This window comes from Alistipes sp. AM16-43 (assembly GCF_003435745.1).
Lineage (GTDB): Bacteria > Bacteroidota > Bacteroidia > Bacteroidales > Rikenellaceae > Alistipes > Alistipes onderdonkii.
Genome location: NZ_QTUQ01000003.1, coordinates 30,724 through 47,513 on the forward strand (window position 1 = coordinate 30,724; position 16,790 = coordinate 47,513).

At 61.2% G+C, this 16,790-nt stretch carries 16 protein-coding genes; 8 read left to right on the forward strand and 8 right to left on the reverse strand.

Translation table 11 applies throughout. The features are described 5' to 3' along the window. Window positions 1-4 precede the first annotated feature (4 nt). From DW189_RS06130 to DW189_RS06170, 8 genes are all read right to left on the reverse strand, one after another. Window positions 5-2,050 (reverse strand): Ig-like domain-containing protein, encoded by a 2,046-nt coding sequence (locus DW189_RS06130; RefSeq protein ID WP_117507535.1) that lies wholly within the window; start codon window positions 2,048-2,050, stop codon window positions 5-7. A gap of 5 nt (window positions 2,051-2,055) precedes the next feature. Next, a complete protein-coding gene (locus DW189_RS06135; RefSeq protein ID WP_237957299.1) occupies window positions 2,056-3,015 on the reverse strand; it encodes a hypothetical protein in 960 nt (319 codons plus the stop codon). 13 nt (window positions 3,016-3,028) lie between these two features. Further along, window positions 3,029-3,526, reverse strand: coding sequence for a 2-amino-4-hydroxy-6-hydroxymethyldihydropteridine diphosphokinase (gene folK, locus DW189_RS06140; RefSeq protein WP_117507220.1), 498 nt, complete (start codon window positions 3,524-3,526; stop codon window positions 3,029-3,031). A 3-nt stretch (window positions 3,527-3,529) separates the two neighbouring features. Then, window positions 3,530-4,675, reverse strand: a complete 1,146-nt coding sequence (locus DW189_RS06145) for an ATP-binding protein (protein ID WP_117507221.1) — start codon at window positions 4,673-4,675, stop codon at window positions 3,530-3,532. A 5-nt stretch (window positions 4,676-4,680) separates the two neighbouring features. Then, the gene (locus DW189_RS06150; protein WP_022332529.1) at window positions 4,681-4,869 is read right to left on the reverse strand and encodes a hypothetical protein; all 189 of its coding nucleotides are present in this window, start codon (window positions 4,867-4,869) and stop codon (window positions 4,681-4,683) included. 76 nt (window positions 4,870-4,945) lie between these two features. After that, entirely contained in the window at window positions 4,946-6,415 is a 1,470-nt protein-coding gene (locus tag DW189_RS06155; protein WP_117507222.1) for a lipopolysaccharide biosynthesis protein, read from the reverse strand. A gap of 500 nt (window positions 6,416-6,915) precedes the next feature. Further along, a complete protein-coding gene (locus tag DW189_RS06165) occupies window positions 6,916-7,899 on the reverse strand; it encodes a CorA family divalent cation transporter (protein WP_018695508.1) in 984 nt (327 codons plus the stop codon). Window positions 7,900-7,969: 70 nt separating this feature from the next. Continuing rightward, window positions 7,970-8,743 carry a menaquinone biosynthetic enzyme MqnA/MqnD family protein gene (locus DW189_RS06170; RefSeq protein ID WP_055201722.1) on the reverse strand — a complete coding sequence of 258 codons (774 nt, stop codon included), beginning with the start codon at window positions 8,741-8,743 and terminating at the stop codon, window positions 7,970-7,972. A 248-nt stretch (window positions 8,744-8,991) separates the two neighbouring features. On the opposite strand from DW189_RS06170, the gene DW189_RS06175 reads away from it, so the two are divergent. From DW189_RS06175 to DW189_RS06210, 8 genes are all read left to right on the forward strand, one after another. Next, window positions 8,992-9,396, forward strand: a complete 405-nt coding sequence (locus DW189_RS06175) for a hypothetical protein (RefSeq protein ID WP_055201721.1) — start codon at window positions 8,992-8,994, stop codon at window positions 9,394-9,396. 137 nt (window positions 9,397-9,533) lie between these two features. Next, window positions 9,534-10,511 carry a hypothetical protein gene (locus DW189_RS06180; RefSeq protein WP_055201720.1) on the forward strand — a complete coding sequence of 326 codons (978 nt, stop codon included), beginning with the start codon at window positions 9,534-9,536 and terminating at the stop codon, window positions 10,509-10,511. Continuing rightward, the gene (locus DW189_RS06185; protein ID WP_117507223.1) at window positions 10,502-12,862 is read left to right on the forward strand and encodes a hypothetical protein; all 2,361 of its coding nucleotides are present in this window, start codon (window positions 10,502-10,504) and stop codon (window positions 12,860-12,862) included. The genes DW189_RS06180 and DW189_RS06185 overlap by 10 nt, the downstream gene beginning before the upstream one ends. After that, the gene (locus DW189_RS06190; RefSeq protein ID WP_022332781.1) at window positions 12,859-13,122 is read left to right on the forward strand and encodes a hypothetical protein; all 264 of its coding nucleotides are present in this window, start codon (window positions 12,859-12,861) and stop codon (window positions 13,120-13,122) included. The genes DW189_RS06185 and DW189_RS06190 overlap by 4 nt, the downstream gene beginning before the upstream one ends. A 3-nt stretch (window positions 13,123-13,125) precedes the next feature. Then, window positions 13,126-14,001, forward strand: a complete 876-nt coding sequence (locus DW189_RS06195) for a Clp protease ClpP (RefSeq protein ID WP_117507224.1) — start codon at window positions 13,126-13,128, stop codon at window positions 13,999-14,001. A 42-nt stretch (window positions 14,002-14,043) separates the two neighbouring features. Further along, window positions 14,044-15,024: a hypothetical protein gene (locus tag DW189_RS06200; protein ID WP_117507225.1), complete on the forward strand. Its 981-nt coding sequence runs from the start codon at window positions 14,044-14,046 to the stop codon at window positions 15,022-15,024. A 2-nt stretch (window positions 15,025-15,026) separates the two neighbouring features. Next, window positions 15,027-15,524 (forward strand): hypothetical protein, encoded by a 498-nt coding sequence (locus tag DW189_RS06205; protein ID WP_117507226.1) that lies wholly within the window; start codon window positions 15,027-15,029, stop codon window positions 15,522-15,524. Next, window positions 15,521-16,750: a phage portal protein gene (locus tag DW189_RS06210; protein ID WP_032134589.1), complete on the forward strand. Its 1,230-nt coding sequence runs from the start codon at window positions 15,521-15,523 to the stop codon at window positions 16,748-16,750. The genes DW189_RS06205 and DW189_RS06210 overlap by 4 nt, the downstream gene beginning before the upstream one ends. Window positions 16,751-16,790: the final 40 nt, after the last annotated feature.

Sequence of the window (16,790 nt, forward strand, 5' to 3'; positions counted from 1 at the left end):
CGCGCTATCGGAAATTATTGAACATGCCGCCCGTGGAGTTCATGCTGTTGTTCATGCGGTTATTATTCTGGTTGTTATCGTGGCTGTGACCCTTCTTCTTGGGTTCCTTGGCGCGTTTCTCGGCCTCGCGGCGCAGGCGCTGGGCCTCACGTTCCTCAAGCGTGCGCGAAAGCGACTCCATCGTCACGGGAGCGAACAGGGTGTTCATGTCGATCGAGAACTCGACCTCCCAGTTGGCTTTCGTGGCAAAGGTGTCTTCGCCTTCGTCGTTGGCATAGATTTCGGCGCGTTCGGGCTGGCGGCGTTCGACCACATTGCCCGTGTCCCACTTGCCGTTGCCGTTCTTGTCCTCGATGACACGGAACTTAATTTCACCGGCCGGGACGAAATTGAACTGCCAGTCGCCCGTGGTAACGTCGCGCTTCTCCTGTTTAAGGGCGTTGTTGCCGTCGAGCAGCTGGAGTATGTACTTCGAACTGTCGTCCTTGCCCGTGACATGGATCTTCACCGTGGCGAACTTCTCGGGGTCGAGCACCGTATACTTGCCGATGATCGAGTCGTTGGAAAATCCCGCCACATCGGTAATGGCCCCTTCGGGGATGGTGAGGGTATATTGCCCGCCGGTTTTCCAGGGCGCACGAATGTAATAGCGGCGCAGTTGCGCCGTATCGCGCACCAAACGCACGGGAATATCCTCGATGCTGTTGTCGGGATGCGTAAGCGTGAGGAGCATGGCGGCCGAATCGAGCTTCGTAAGCGGATAGTCGAAATCCATCGTCAGATGGTTCTCGGGGTTCACCTCGCCCGACAGCGGGAGTTTGTAGGCAAAGGGGTTCTCTTTCTTCGGCTCGACCCACTCCTCGCCCGCGGCCTCGGCCTTGCGGCGGTCGCGTTCGAGCTTCTCGCGCTCCTTCTCCTGCTCTTTGGTTTCGATGAACCTCCAGGCCAGCTTCAAGGGCTCGGTGACCGATTGCAGGACATTGACCGTATCGTGCTTGAAATAGGTGATCTCGCCCTTGATCGTATCGGGGAGTGCCGACGAAGGCATGTTGAACCACAGGGCGATGGTGTCGCGCCCGACGGTCTGCGGGTCGAAAATGACCCGGTCTTCGGGGATGCTGTCGAAACGGATACGCTCGATCTGCGGGTGTGCGGCCGCGAAATAGAGCATCGCCTTGTGTTGCAGGGGCCGTTCGGACTGCGAAAGCACCTGGCGCCGGAACGCCTTGTCGGTAAACATGCGCAGGTAGAGCTGCGGTTCGGCCACGACATATTGGCGGATCGAATCGTACCACATGGCGAAATCGGGTTGCTCGCGGGGGTTGTAGGTACCTTCGAGGAAGCCTACCTGGTCGGAACCGGGTTCATAAATCTGGTTGTCGTTCTTGTCCTGGACGGCATAGACGCGGTAAGCGATCGGCTTGAGGTTCTGGGCGATGAAGATACCGTTGTTCTCGGCGCGGGCGATGGCAGCCGGCTTGTACTTGAAGATCGTCGAGTCGTATTCGGCGACGTTTTCCACCGAATCGGCGGGGAAGAACCAGATGAAGCTCTTCGACACGGAGTCGGCCTTATAGCTGTCGGCCGTATAACCCGACATGACCATCGAGTCGATCTCGGGCCCCGTCGAGAAGACATAACGCATCGAGTAGAGCGGGTTGCCCTCATTGTTATCACGGATGGCGCTGCCGAAGTTGAGCGAATAGGTCGTATTCGCCTCGAGCGTATCGCGCAACTGGATGACGACGCCACGGCCACGCAGCGAAACGAGCGGTTTCTTCTTCATCTGCGGCGAGGTGAAGAACTCCTTTTGCTGATCCTTGAGCTGCACGAACTCGTCGAACTCGATGTAAATCTTCTCATGGTTCACGAGCGGCCGGTTGGTCGAAAAGTTGTCGGGCGTCATGTTCACGATGACCGGGGGCAGCGAATCGCGCGGCCCACCCGTGGGGGTCATCATGCTCGCGCAACGGCTCAGGAAAGCCGAAACGAAAAGCAGCAGCACGGCGGCACGCAGCGTGCGGACGATATGTCTTTTGCGGATATCCATCGTTATCATTTAGTTGTATCCGAACCCTCCTGTTCCGGGTCGGCGTTCTTTTCATTGACCACGCGCCAGCCCTCCTCGACATAGAGGTATTCCGGGCGCCATGTGCGGAAGACGATCGGGAAGGTCACGGGCTCGCCGTCGAGGTCGACCTCCTGTTTCGAATAGGCGTAAACCTCGTTGGTCTGGTCGACCACGACCACCATCAGCGTCGGACTGCTCACTTCCATGCCGTAAGCGCCCGACTCCTCTTTCGAGGCAGTGAAATTGGGGTTGGAACGGGTTTGCGACGGGTCGTTCTTCGAGGTGATGACTCCGGCCGCGGCGTCGATGTACGAGGCGATCCTCCACGCCGTCGTATCGACGGCATAGGCATAGGCCTTGAGTTTCGAAGGCTCGGTCGTTTCGCCGCCCTCCTCGGCCTGCACCGAAGGTGCGATGTAACAATCGAGATAGGTCGGAGGCACATAGAACTGGTTGCGGAAAATCCAATTGCCGTCCTTGTATTCCGTCCCCTCCTTCCACGGCTTGAAGACGACGGAAACGTAGAGCTTGGGGAAATTCTCGGCGATCTCCTGTTGGGTATAGCCGTAAATCCTGTGCTCGGTATCGACCGCAACGACCATCACCGACGGTTTGTCGATCCGCATCGACAGCCATCCGGCAATTCCTTCCTGATCATAAGGTTCGGCCGTCACAAGCGGCACGGTCTGCTTTTCGGACGGGTTGTCCCGCCGCGTAATGATCCCGGCCAGGGCGTCTTCGTAAGAAGCGACCTCCCAAAAGACCGTGTCGGCAGCATGGGCAAAAGCCTGCGCCTTCCCCTCGGGAAGCAATTGGGCGACATCGCCCGAATTCTCCTGCACAAGCGGCTTGAGCACATAGTCCGTCCTGTACGAAACCTCCTTGAAACATCCCGCGAACAGCACGACGGCCGTGAACAACGCTATTAATCGTCCCCTTTTCAATGTTCTCTCTTTTTTAATTTTCGTTCGGGCGCAGGGCCTCGTACATCTCCTCCATAGTCTGCCCCGTGACCGGGTGGCGGCGCTGGCGCATGATTTCGCACAGCGGAGCCAGGGCGAATTCCCGCTCGGAGAGAAGCGGGTGGGGAATGGTGAGCCGCTCGCTTGCGATCACCTCGTCGTCGTAGAAGAGGATGTCGATATCGATCGACCGCGAGGTGTAGGCCACGCCCGTACGGGCTTTCTCGACCGCTTCGGCCGCGCGGTTGCGGCCCAGTTCCTGCTCGATGGCCTGCACAGCCTCAAGCACCTCGAGCGGTTGCAGATCGGTGGATACCTCTAGCGCCTGGTTCGAGAAATGCTGTTCGGCATCGAAGCCCCACGGCTTGCTCTCGTAACGATGCGAACAACGCAGCACGGCGCCCACGCGGGCGTTGATGAGTTGTTGCGCAGCCTGGAGCGTCCGTTTCACGTCGCCCGTATTGCCGCCGGTAAGAAGTACTACACGTGCCATAAGTCAGAGTCGTTTTATCATTTTGCTCACCGCAAGGGCAAAATGGGTGAATACGATCGTCGGATTGCCATTCTGCGAAATCTGCGCCAAAGCGCTTTCGATCTCGCCGATGAGCGGTTCTATGTTCTGCGATCCGATAAAAGGGGCGAATTTGGTACAGAAAGCCAGCTCCTCGCCCCAGAGGTAGCAGACTTCATTGATGCCCGCATGGAGCATGTAACTCTCGCGCAAGAGGCGCGCGGCATCCCGCAGGAAAGCACGCTGCTGCTCGCGCGAGAGCTGTGCGGCATCTTCGGCCCAGGCGACGAGTTCCAGATGCTTGTCGTTGTAGCTTAGCCGCATAAGCCCGCAGAAGAGGTCGAAATTCTCTTTCCGCAAGGCATCGCTCTCGCCGGCCACGAGGTGTTTCAGTTCCAGCAGATCGCCCCCTGCAAGACGGGCCATGTTACGGGCTTTCACCGGATCGGCGATCCCCCGCTCGCGGGCCACACGCTCCAGAACGTCGGGTGCGATGCGCGGCACGGCGACCTCCTGTGTACGCGAGAGGATCGTCGGCAACAGGCGGTCGGGCTGCTCGGAAACCAGCAGGAAAAGCGTCTTTTCCCAAGGCTCCTCCAAGATCTTGAGGATCTTATTAGCCGCCTCCTCGTTCATCGCTTCCGGGAGCCAGATCAGCATTGTCTTATAGTCGGCCTCGAAACTCTTGAACGAGAGTTTGCGGATGATTTCGTCGGCCTCACGGGCTGCGATCATGCCTTTGAGCGTCTTGCCCAGGTCGAGGCGTTCGTACCAGTCCTGCGCCGAGAAATAGCCGCCGTTTTCGGAGAAAACCGCGCGGAACAGCGGCAGGAACTCATCGCTGCGCATCACCTCGCCGGATTTCTTCCCCTGCTTGTTGACCGGGAAAACCAGGTGCAGGTCGGGGTGCGCCAACGCAGCGATCTGCCTGCAGTCGGGACACTCGCCGCACGAATCGCCGTCATGGCGATGGTGGCAGCAAAGGTATTGCACATAGGCCACGGCAAGGGCGAGGGCACCCGCACCCGCCTGCCCTGTGAAGAGTTGGGCATGGCTCACCCGCCCTGCATCGACACTCTGCACCAGATGCCGTTTCAGATCCTCCTGTCCCGTTATGTCTGCAAAACGCATATCTTCTACTCCTTTTTCTTCTTCAAACTCCGTATCGTCTGCCGGGCGGCGATAGCCAGCAGCGCCAGCACAACGAATACCAGGACGATCGTACGGCCGTTGCCGCGATCCATCGAAAGCGCAAATACACCTCCCATGAAGAGCACGAAACTCATCGCCAGCACCACGGCCTTCTCTTTCACCTTCCGTTTCATAGCCATATCATTTCCCCACCGGGTTCACACTCGCCCCGGCAAGCACGGTTCGGATATACAGGTGTCTCGGCATTGTCTATTTCCGTTTCAGCGCCGCTCTCAGCATCGCCCCGACATCGATCCGCTCGCGGCGGACGAGGTAGACGGCATAAGCCGCAAACAGCACTATATTAAACGCATAGGTTATCAATTTATTGCCGTCGAAGGCCGTTACTGCTTCGCAGGCCGCAAAGACCGCAAGCGCCACGGCCACATACTCGCCGATGCGCCCCCAGTCGTAGGGCGTCGGGTAAAACCGGCGGTTGAGCCACCAGCTCACACCCACCATCGCCGACTCGCTCGCCAGCCGGGCCCAGGCAGCCCCGTAGTATCCCCACAGCGGGATGAACCAGAAACCGAAGGCCATCATGGCGACGAGCCCGGCACCCGTAACGACGATCGCCAGCGAGGTTTTCTCCTCGCGTTTATACCAGAACGAGAGGTTGAGCCACACGCCTGTCAGCACGTTGGCCCCGAGCACGACCGGGAGGATGAAGATCCCTTCGCGGAAATCGCGGCCCACGATCAGCGCGAACAGGTCGCGGAACAGGGCGATGCCCAGGAAGATCAGCATCGAGGCCATGACATAGTATTTCAGCGCCGCGGCGTTCATCTGCACGAAATCGGACTTTTTGAAGTTTGAGAGGAAGAACGGCTCGGCGGCAAGGCGGTACATCTGGTAGAAAAGCATCATCACCACGGCGATCTTGGTGATAGCGCCGTAAACCCCCAGCTCCGCCATGGCCCCCTCGGGCACGAGGTATTTGATCAGCTGGCGGTCGATGAACTCGTTGGCCGTACCCGCCAGCCCGCCGATAAGCAATGGCAGCGAATAGGCGAAAACGGCGGCCAGCAGGGCCCAGTTGATCTTCGGCACGGTACGATCGACGGTGGCGAGGATTACCAGCCACGTCAGGGCACTGGCGACAAGGTTGGCGACGAAGACCCAACCCACGCCGAACCCGGTGGAAAAAAGCCCGGCGAGGCCGAATGCCACGGCCAGGACGACATTGAGCACGACGCCCAACGCCTTGAGTCCGACGAACAGCAACGCCCGTCCCTGCTCGCGCAGCCGTGAGAAGGGGATGCATGACCAGACGTCGAACAGGATGATGAGCCCTACCCAGACGATGTATTCGGGGTGTGCCACATAAGCCTCGCCCATCAGGTGCGAAATCCCGTCACGGAAAAAGGCGACGACGACAAAGAAAACGGCCGCGGCAAGCGAGGTGACGCCCCATGTCGTGGCGAAAAGCCTGCGTTTGGCGGCCTTCACATCACCGCCCGCCTCCTCGGCCTTGGCCGAAAAGCGGAAATAGCTCGACTCCATGCCCATCGTCAGCAGCGTGAGCGCCAGCGGGATCAGGGCGTAGATATCCGTGACGATACCATAGGTCTCCTGCCCGAAAATGCGGGTATAGTAAGGCGTGAGCAGATAGCTCAGGAACCTTACGGCAATAGTACTGATGCCGTAGACGGCAGTCTGTTTTGCAAGTTTTTCGAGCATGGACACAGCTTATAGCCTGCAAATATACGAAATTTGCGGGGAAAAGGCCACATTCTCTTTCTTTCTTAAGAAAGAAGAGAAAACCCGAGCGGGAAAGCGTGGAACGGGGAGCGCCGGAAAACGGATGCGCGAGGAGGAAAACGGAAGGGGCGAAAAGGACAGAAAAAGCGTGCCCCCGGAAACGGAAAAGGGAACCGGAGCCGAGGGGAAAGGCCGGATACCGGGATGGAACACCAGGCACGGAACGCCGGAAGCGCTACCGCATGAAGCCGCCGGGAAAGCGGTCGCACCGATTACGGAGACAGCGCTCCGGCCGGACACCAAAAATCCCGCCCCCGACAAGGGCGGGATAAATCCGCAAATCCGCGGGGTGCGGAGATTCCGCATACGGAACGGCGTGCCGTGTCGCAAACAGCCGCAGGACACGGGCCGCGCATGGAGGACGCTCCGCATGGCGGGGGAGGGCTGTCAGCTGCAGAACGTCGATTCGGCCAGTTGCATTACAGCCACTTTTTGTATTTGAAATACCAGATGGTCAGCGCCGAGCAGAAGATCATCAGGCCGATGGCAAAGATATAGCCCAGGGGGATGTTCCAGCCGTTTCCGAGCGTCAGCGTCCAGTCTAACTCGGGCATGAATTTGAAGTTCATGCCATAGATCGACGCAATGAGCGTCGCGGGCATGAAGATCACCGCGGCCACGGAGAAAATTTTGACGATCTCGTTCTGCTCGATGTTGATAAGACCCAGCGCGGCGTCCTGGATATAGTCCAGTCGCTGGAAGCTGAAATCGGCATGGTTGATCAGCGAGTTGACGTCCTTGATCATCAGCTGCAGGCGGGGGTAGATATCGTTCGGGAAGCGCTCGGAACGCAGGATGCCCGACAACACGCGCTGGCGGTCGAAGATATTCTCGCGCAGCGACATCGTGCTCTCCTGCAGGGCGCTGATGCGGTGCAGAACGGCCTTGTCGATCGAGTCCTCGGAGTTGATGTCCTTCGAGAGCGCCGCGACCTGCTTGGCGATCAGCTCCACCAGGTCGGCGTCGAAATCGATGCGCACCTCGAGCAGCGAAATGAAAAGGTGGTAGCCCGTCGAATAGCTGCGGTAGTTCATCTGAAGGCGTTTTTCCGTTTCACGGAAGGTGCGGAACTCGGCGCTGCGCACCGAAACCAGCACACCCTCGTTGGAGATGATGAACGACACGGGTTCGACGATGAACGTATCGCCCGTCGGCACGAAGAAGTTGGAGTTGGAGATGATGGCATTCTCGTTCTCCGAATATTTCGACGTGGACTCGATCTCCTCAACCTGCTGTTTGGTCTGGAGGCTGATCTCCATAAAATTCTCGACGGCCTTCTGCTCCTTAATGGTCGGCAGGAGCATGTCAATCCACAGAATGTCGTCGTAACCCAGCTCGTCGAAGAGCTTCGTATCGGCATTCCGGATAATCTTGTTGTACTGCTTGAGGTAAATTGTAATCATAAAACGCTCTCCTTCTTAAAGTTAAAAATCCTGTTCGGCAGAGAGGCGGATCGGCTGTCCGCTAAGCTCTTCAGCCGGGATTGGCCCTCGGGGTTACCTTGATACCCGAGTCCCAGAACTTTTGCAGCGCTTTATGCTTCTGATTGTCGAAAATATAGTCGATATTCTGCGTAAGGTAGGCATACGCATCGTACGGTTTGTTGTCGAAACCATGTTCGAGAATTGCTTCGTAGGTGTGCTCGATACCGAAAGTCAGCGCATGCTGCAACCCCTCCGTGAGGTCGGGGGCGGTACCCTTGCGGGCGACCCAGACGGCGAACGCAAAAGGCAGCCGCGTGGCCTTTTTCCACTCGGCGGCCAGGTCGTACGAGTATGCGAAACGTCCTTCGTGGTCGAAGACCTTGTCGCCGATCAGCAGAAAGGCGTCGCCCGGCAGGGCGTGCCCCAGCTGCGCATAATCTTCGAGCGTATAGTATTCGGGGGTGACTTTCCAGTGCTTCGCCAGCAGGTAGCCGGCCAGTTGCACCGAAGTGAGCGAATGAGCATCGAGAAATACGCGGCGCGCCTTTTCGATCGGCTCATTGCTCAGGAGCACCACCGTCCGCACGGGGCCGGCGGCTCCGATGCAGTATTCGGTCACTACCTGCGCATCCGCCAGCGACGGCACGGCTGCGGCCGGCACCAGTGCGATGTCGGCTTTGTGTTCGGCGAAATTCTTTGCACAGAGGGAAGGCGGAGACAACAGCAGTTCGGCACGGAGGTTACCTTCGTGCTCGATACCATAGATGAACGGTATCGTATTGAGATACGACACGGCCGCTATACGTGGAACTATGACCATCATCCATAAGGGTATAAAACTGTTGGTTCGATGTTGCAAAGGTAATCAAAATTCGGGAGTTTTTCCACAAATTTTAGAAAAAGTGCTTCCGCCTCTTGACAAGGGGGTATACGCCGTCGTATATTTGCCACACAATTCACACCGCACGGTGCACAGTGCACAAGTTATCGACATCAGGACAGAACTCACTGCCAGTCGTTTACGAATTGTTATTCTCGTTTTTCAACAACCTTTCAACCTGTTTATCAACAATGAATCGCACCCACCTCGAGGGTGCGGCGGAAAAGCTCACGGCACAACGGGGTTACACCTTCTACACCGGGCCGGAGGGCGACATGGGCCACACCGTGCGGAATTACCCCGCGGCATGGCTGGCACCCCCGGAACTGCACGCCGTCGAAGGGCGTACTCACGGACGGGCGACCTATGACATGACGCTGCACCTGCTCCGCCCCGGAGCACGCATCTCCCCTGCGGAGCGGCGCACGGCACTGGCCGAAATGGAGACGCAGATGCTCGAAATCTTCGCGGAGCTCTCGCTCTACGAACGCATCCTCGCCGTCGAAGGGCTCTCCGTCCGCCCGCGCTCGTTCTCGCTCACCCCGCACGGCGAAATTTCGCAAACCGCCACCGCCCGCATCGTAACGTGGTTTTAGCACGGCGTACCGTCGCCGTCCGCACGGCCGCAACCCGGCCCGGGTTACGGGCACGCAACAGAAACGCCGGCACGCTGCAGCCGGCGACGGACACCCTCCTGCAATCCGCCGCAACAACACCCCAAACATCCATCCAAATGACATTCACACAAATTCCGCCGGAGTACGCCCCGCTCAGCGGGGAACTCCGTTACACCGTCACCACGCAGGAAACCGCCACCCTCGACCTGCGCATCGCGGATGCGGGGAACGGCACGCTGATCGGCGCCAAACGCTTCGCCGGAGTCACGTCCGCCTCGTTCGATGCCGCCCCCTACCTGCGGCGCACCGTCGCGTTCGTCCCGACGACCGGAAGCACGGGATTCCGCATGGCAGACGGGCGTACCGTGACGGCCTACATCGAGGCCCAAGCGGCACAGGCAACCGGAACGGCCCCGACCGTCCACTCCCCGCTGCGGACGTTCCTCCCCTGCCGGACAAACGTAACGGCATTCGCCCTGCTGACCTCAATGCCGCTCGTCCGCCTGATCTCGCACGGCGAGAGCGACGAACTGACGCTCTTCTCGGACGAAGCCGTCACGGTAACCGTCACGGCACAATCGGGGACGACCACGACCGCCGAAAGCTACCGCACGGCCACGGGAGGATTGCATGTCTTCCGGCTCGACACGCGCGACTTCCCCGAAGCCGAAACACTGACCGTAGACGCCGGAGCCTGCGGCTCGGTCGCCTACACGGTCATCTCCGCCCCCACCGGAGCCCGGCGGCTGGCCTGGCGCAGCAGCGCGGGAGGGATCGAACATTACACCTTCCCGGTCGAAAAGTCGGAGTCCGTCGAAACAATCAGGCAACGGGCATACGGAGCCGAAGGGCATCTGGTCGCCCGAACCCGTGCCGAACGGCGGACGGTACTCGTGTCGGCCTACGAACCCCGGGCGACCCTCGAAGGGCTTTCCGAAGTCCTCTCCTCGCCCGACGTCTGGCTGGCGGAGGACGACGGCTACACGGCGGTCGACGTCGTTACGGAAAAGAGCGTCCTGCACCGGCATGGCGCCGTGACCTGCCTCGAAATCGAAATCCGTCCCAAACGTAAAACCGGGATGCCATGGAACTGACGATCGACTCGAAGCCCTGCGACCTGGCCGGGGAGCCCATCGCCGTCGGGGGTTACGCCGCCGCGGAACTCGCGGACGTGGAAGCCGCACGGGAAGGCCGGTCGCAGGAGTTCACGCTCCCCGCGACGCCCCGTAACGAGGCGCTTCTGGGATTCGCCCGCGACCCGCATACCTCAGGGCGGTTCAACGCCTCGCTCCACAGGGCTGTGCTCTCGGCCGAAGGGGCGAAGTTGCTGGCCGGGACGGTACGGCTGCTCAAGGTTTCGGACGAAGGGTACCGGATCGAAATTCGCGAAGGCGGTGCCCGCTGGGCGAAAAATGCCGCCCGACGGGTGTTCAGCGCCCTGGGCATCGATTATCATGCGCGCCTGCTCCCGTCGACCGTCTCGGCCAGCTGGACGGACGATTCGCCCGTAAAGTTTTTCCCGATCCGCCGCGACGAATACCCGCAACAGAACAGCCCGTCGGATCTGCTGCCCGCCGAAAGGATCCTCTCGGTGGACGACTACCATCCCTTCCTGCACGTGGCGACGCTCGTCGAGACGATCTTCGCAGAGGCCGGCTACCGCATCGAAAGCAATTTCACGGGCAGTCCGGAGTTCCGCTCGCTTTACATGAGCGGTGCCTACCCGTCGCGCGACACGGCGGCGCTTGCTGCGCGGATGGGCTTCTACGCCCGCAGGCTGGCTCCGGCCACCGCACAGGGCAACCACCTGGGGCGGGTGTCGGCCAACCCGAGCACAACGGCCAACAGCGTGGGCAACATCGTCGAAACGGCCACGCCGCAGACGCTCGACACCGACGGGGAGCCGATTCCCGAACTTTGCAACAACGGCAACTGCTTCGGGTTCGACAAGGGGCGCATCGTCTTCACCCCCACGACCGAAGTGAGTGTGGGCTTCGAATACTACCTGAAATACACCACCGACCACCGTATCCTGACGCGTGAGCGGCTCCGGGGATTCGACTCGGTTTACCTCGGGACGGGCGCCGACATGCCCTTCACGCTGGCGAACCGATATGAAGACCGCCGGACGGACATCTCTCCCGGGCACCGTTACCTGGCTATCGTGTTCGACCACACCGACGGGGCACAATACCGCCTGGCCTACACGAAGGATGGAGTGGCAGAGGCTCTCTGGACGGAGTTTTCGGCGCGCACGGCGCAGGTCACGACCCCGGCCTCGGGCACCGTCGCCGACCCCGTGTTGCTCATCCGCAGCGGCACCCGCTGGGTACGCTATGCGGGCGACTGGGCGCTGTACGACGGATACGTCACCGAATCGGGACGGACGACCGTCGAGCTGCGGGTACGAACCGCCCCGGAACGCATCGCCCCCGCATCACCCAAATTCTTCGACCGGATTTATTTCTACGGCGCAGAGGAGGGAATGTCGCTCACGCTCCACAAGGAGTGTTCACTCCGACCGCGGTTCTCGTCGGCACCGGGTTACGGCTCCGCAATCACTTTCGCCGACGTCGCCCGGCACCCAATCCGGCAGTCGGCACTGCTCGAAGCGCTGCAACACCTCTTCAACCTGAGGTTCCACACCGAGGAGGAGACCAAGACCGTACGCATCGAACCCGCCGACGAATTTTTCGGCAGCGGAACCACGGCCGACTGGCGTGACAGGAGCGATTTCTCGCAGCCCGTGGTGCTGGCCGACATCGCCCCCGAAATACACGAAAGCCGCACGTGGGGCTACCAGGAAGGCGACGGCGCCGTGAACCGTTTCAATGCCGGAGCCGGGAGCCCCTTCGGGGAGTGGAGCGTCCGCACCGATTCCTATGCCGCACGAGAGGGCGACCAAGTATTGCGCAACCCCCTCTTCCGGCCCACGCTCAGCGAGGCAGGGCACTATGCCAACGCCCCCTCGGCGCAGATCATGCAGGTCGGCGACCGGGATGACGTGCAGGAGGACGGCACCAACTTCACGCCCCGTATCGTGCGCTTCGCCGGGCTGCACCCGCTGCCCGCGGGCGAACGCTGGGGGTATCCTTCGGGGCTGGCGGAATACCCGCTCGCGGCATTCCACTTCACGGGGGACGCAGCGACGGAGGGCTTCACGCTCTGTTTCGAAGACCGCGACGGCATCCGCGGCCTGCACCATCGCTACGACCGCCAGGCAGCACAGGAAGCCACCTGCCAGCGCATCACCCTCTCGCTGCGGCTCGCGCCGCACGAATTCGAAAGCCTCTTCACGCCCGGCACCGGGATGCCCGACCTGCGTTCGGTATTCCGGCTCGACACCGGGGGCGAGGAAATCCGCGCCACGCTCCATGCTATCGAAAGCTACGACCCGCAGGCGGCATCGGCCAGATGCACCTTCACACGCCTGAGCGAAGGATGATGACACGGCACGAAAAACGGCTCGCCGAAGTGTTGCTCGGCGCAATAGGCGGCCTGGAAGGGGAGCAGGCCGTCGAACGGCTGTTCGGACTGGGACTGGTCAACCTGCGGGCCTGCGAACAACGGGCCGTACGGGCACGGGTCGACCGGCTGGCAGAGGAAGGCGTACCCCGCTGCGAGGCCATGCACGTCACGGCCGACGAATTCTGCTGCTCCTACGAAAAGGTGCGCAGCTACTATTACAACACGTACAAATCCTGAAACATGAAATCGGAAATCCAAATCAAAAACAGCGCCGGCGTCTGCCGCATCGAGATCGAAGGCACCATCGGCGTACCGGAAGAGTGGCAGTTCGACCAGCCCGAAGCGCGCGTCGCAACCTACGAGAAGTTCCGCGACACGGTGCAGCGCATCGCCGGGATCGACGCCCCGCAGATCGTGGTCGACATCCGCTCGACGGGCGGCGACGTCAACGACGCACTCCTGATCCACGACGCACTATGCTCGCTCGATGCGCACATCATCACCCGCTGTTACGGTTACACGGCCTCGGCGGCGACGATCATCGCACAGGCCGCATCGCCCGGCTGCCGCGAAATCTCGGCCAACGCCCTCTACCTGATCCACACGGCCATCTGTGCCGCCGAAGGCAACGCCGCAGAGATAGCGGGAAAACTCGACCTGCTCCGCCAGACCGACACGCGCATCGCCGCGGTCTATGCCGCCCGTTCCGGTCGCCCGGCCGGGGAGTTCGAGGCGCTGATGGCCGAAAACAACGGCAACGGCCGCTGGCTGTCGCCCGAAGAGGCCGTCGCAGCAGGGCTCGCCGACACGGTGACCGACAACGGGGAGCGCACGGCACCCTCGCTGGCAGGGAATATCGCCCGCGGCTGGGAGCGGCTGCTCGCAGGCATCGGGCTCAACCGCCGCGAGGAGCTTCCCGCCGACCGCAATGTACTGCTCACCGCGGGAGAACGGCAGGAGTTGCTGCGCCGCTCGGCCACGGCCATACGGCAAGCGCAGCAGAACGCCTCGCCCACCTGCACCAAACCGCGCGAAGACCCGTCGTACGGCGACACGGTGCGGACGGCGAACCAACGCGCCTACGCCGAAGACGTCAAACGCTTCAAAGGCATCTGACATTCACACACGACATAACCCAACACCAAAAACAAATCAGCCATGAGTTTCTTAGAAAGTGCAAAACAGTACACCGGTTCCGACCTCGAAACCATCTTTTTCCGTCCGATCCTGAGCGGCGACTCCGCCCGCGAACTGGGCGTGCGGGTACTCTATAACATGCCCGTACCCACGACCATCCAGCTCTGGGACGGACAGCGCAACGTCCTCCAGAAATACTCCGCCGCCGGATGGACGGGCGGTAACGCGGCGACCAAGCTGCAGAAAACCATCAGCCTGGGCCGCGTGAAGGCCGAATTGGGATTTTCGGCCGCCGACTATTTCTCGCTGGTCTATGAAAAGATCGCCGCACGCGCCGACGTCAACATGGACGACCTGACGGGCACCGAACTCGAACAGGCCGAGACAGCACTCTTCAAACAGGCCGTCGCCGAAAGCATCCGCGCCACGATGTGGGTGGGCGACACCTCGGCGGCATCGGGTTACAACACCTTCGACGGGTTCCTCAAGACCGTGAAGGCCGGAGCCATGCAGGAGAAGTTCTACAACTCGATCTGCCAGGCTGAGGATTTCTCCGATCCCGGGAAGGTAGTCGCCGTCCTCGACGACCTCTGGATGAACGCCGACGAGCGTGTCAAGGACATGAAGGCCGACGGGCAGCTCGCCTTCTTCGTCACGTCGGACATCTACTACGCTTTCGAGAAATACCTCGACGGCAAGAGTGCCGATGCCGCCTACATGGCGACCACCGAAGGCCGTCCGAGCCTCGCCTACCACGGCATACCGCTCGTGGACGTGCGTCTGGGTTCCTACCTCGCCAGTACGTCGCTGCACAAGTCGTTCTGCCTGCTGACCGACCGCCGCAACCTGGTACTGGCGGTCAACACGGCCGATTTCCCCGGCAACGAAGTGCGCATGTGGTACAACCCCGACCTGATGGAAAACCGCCAGCGTGCCGTCTTCATGGCCGGGTGCGACGTGCTCGACGAGACGCTGATGACCTACGCCTACAACCCGGCATAACGATGGCAGACTCCACACCCCGCAAACCGGCTGGGGGCGTCGCAGCCGTCACGGTCACCCCCGCAGGAAACCTCCTGCGGGCGGCGGTGGCGGCGGACGGGCGCGCCGAAGCGATTTTCCGTGACGCGACGCAGCTCACCGCCCTGCCGCTCGCCGAACAACGCTCGTCCTATGCCGAACGGCTCGACACCGACGCCGGGCCACAGCGCGTGCGCCACACGCTCACGCTGGTCGTGAACCGCGAGGCGTTCCGCAAGGCTTTCACCCCGGCACTCCGCCGTGCGGCCGAGACCGAAGGGCTCATAGCCCTGGTCACGATGGCCTCGGGCGAGCGGCTGCTGGCGGGATGGTCGGCACGCTTCGGCACCTCGCAACCCCTGCGCCCGGACTCCTTCGCCATGGAGTCGGGCATCAAACCCCTCGACGGCACGCCGGCCGTCCTGACGCTTACGAGCGAGGACACCGACCCGGCCGCCGAGCTCAAAGAACAAGAAGCATGAGCAGAAAACAGAAATTCAAGCCGGCCGTAGCGGTCGCCAACCGTGCGGACGACCCATATATCACATCGGGCGCGGGGAGCGTCCAAAGCGACAAGTTCTGGCGCTGGGGCGACGACAATCTCTTCCCCAATGCCCTGGCGCTGATGGCCCGGCGTTCGGTCACGCACCGCCGCATCATCAACGACAAGGCCGACTACATCTCGGGCAAGGGGTTTTCCTGCGACGAGGGGCATGAACCCCTGCTCGCGGCCTTCATCCGCCGTGTGAACGGCGACGGGGAGAGCCTGCGGCAGGTGCTCAACAAGCTGGCCTTCGACAAGGCCCTGTTCGGCAACGCCTTCCTCGAAATAGTGACCGACGTGGAACACTCGTTCCTCGCGTTCCACCACCAGGACGCTTCGCGCTGCCGCGTGGCCCGCGATTCGGCGCACATCCTGCTGCACCACGACTGGGCGGCCTTCAACGCCGCCGAGGCACGGACGCTGCCCCTCTACCCGGCCTTCGAACGACAGGAGGACGGCACGCTGCGGGCCATGATCCACTACAAGGACTACGAACCGATGTTCGAGCACTACGGCGTACCACCCTATATCGCCGGGTTCAACGTCTCGGCCATCGCCTACAAGACCGACAAATGGAACATCTCGCGGCTCGACAACTCGTTCCAGCTCTCGGGCGTGATGATGCTCGACAGCACCGTGGACAACGAATCCGAAGCCGAGCGCATCGTACGGCTGGCCGAACAGAAATTCGCAGGCAACCCCGGGCAGGTGATGTTCGTCATCCGCGACGGCGGCGAGAGCGACAATTCGCGCTTCATCCCCATCGCGTCGCAGAACGAAGGCGACTGGCAGGCGCTGCACGAACAGGCCGTGTCGGACATCGTCGTGGCACACTCATGGTTCCGGACGCTGAGCGGGCTGGACTACGCCTCGGGATTCAGCGCCGAGCGCATCCTGCACGAGTACGAAGTGGCGCTCAACACGGTCATCCTCGGCGAGCAGGCCGAACTGACGGAGCCCGTGCGCGAGGCGATCACGTCCATCCTGGGGATAGACGCCTCGTCGTTGCAGGTCATCAACCGTCCGCCGACGCGCTCCAAACCCATCTACATGAAGGTCTGGGAAGCCCGCAAGGCCGACGGGCTGGATTACGACCCCGACGACGAGCGCCAACAGGCGTTCCTGTCGGAGATCACGAAATACAACATACGAAGCATAGAATAAGGCCGGTTCTCCGGGCCTTTCGAAACTTGCCGTTCGCCGC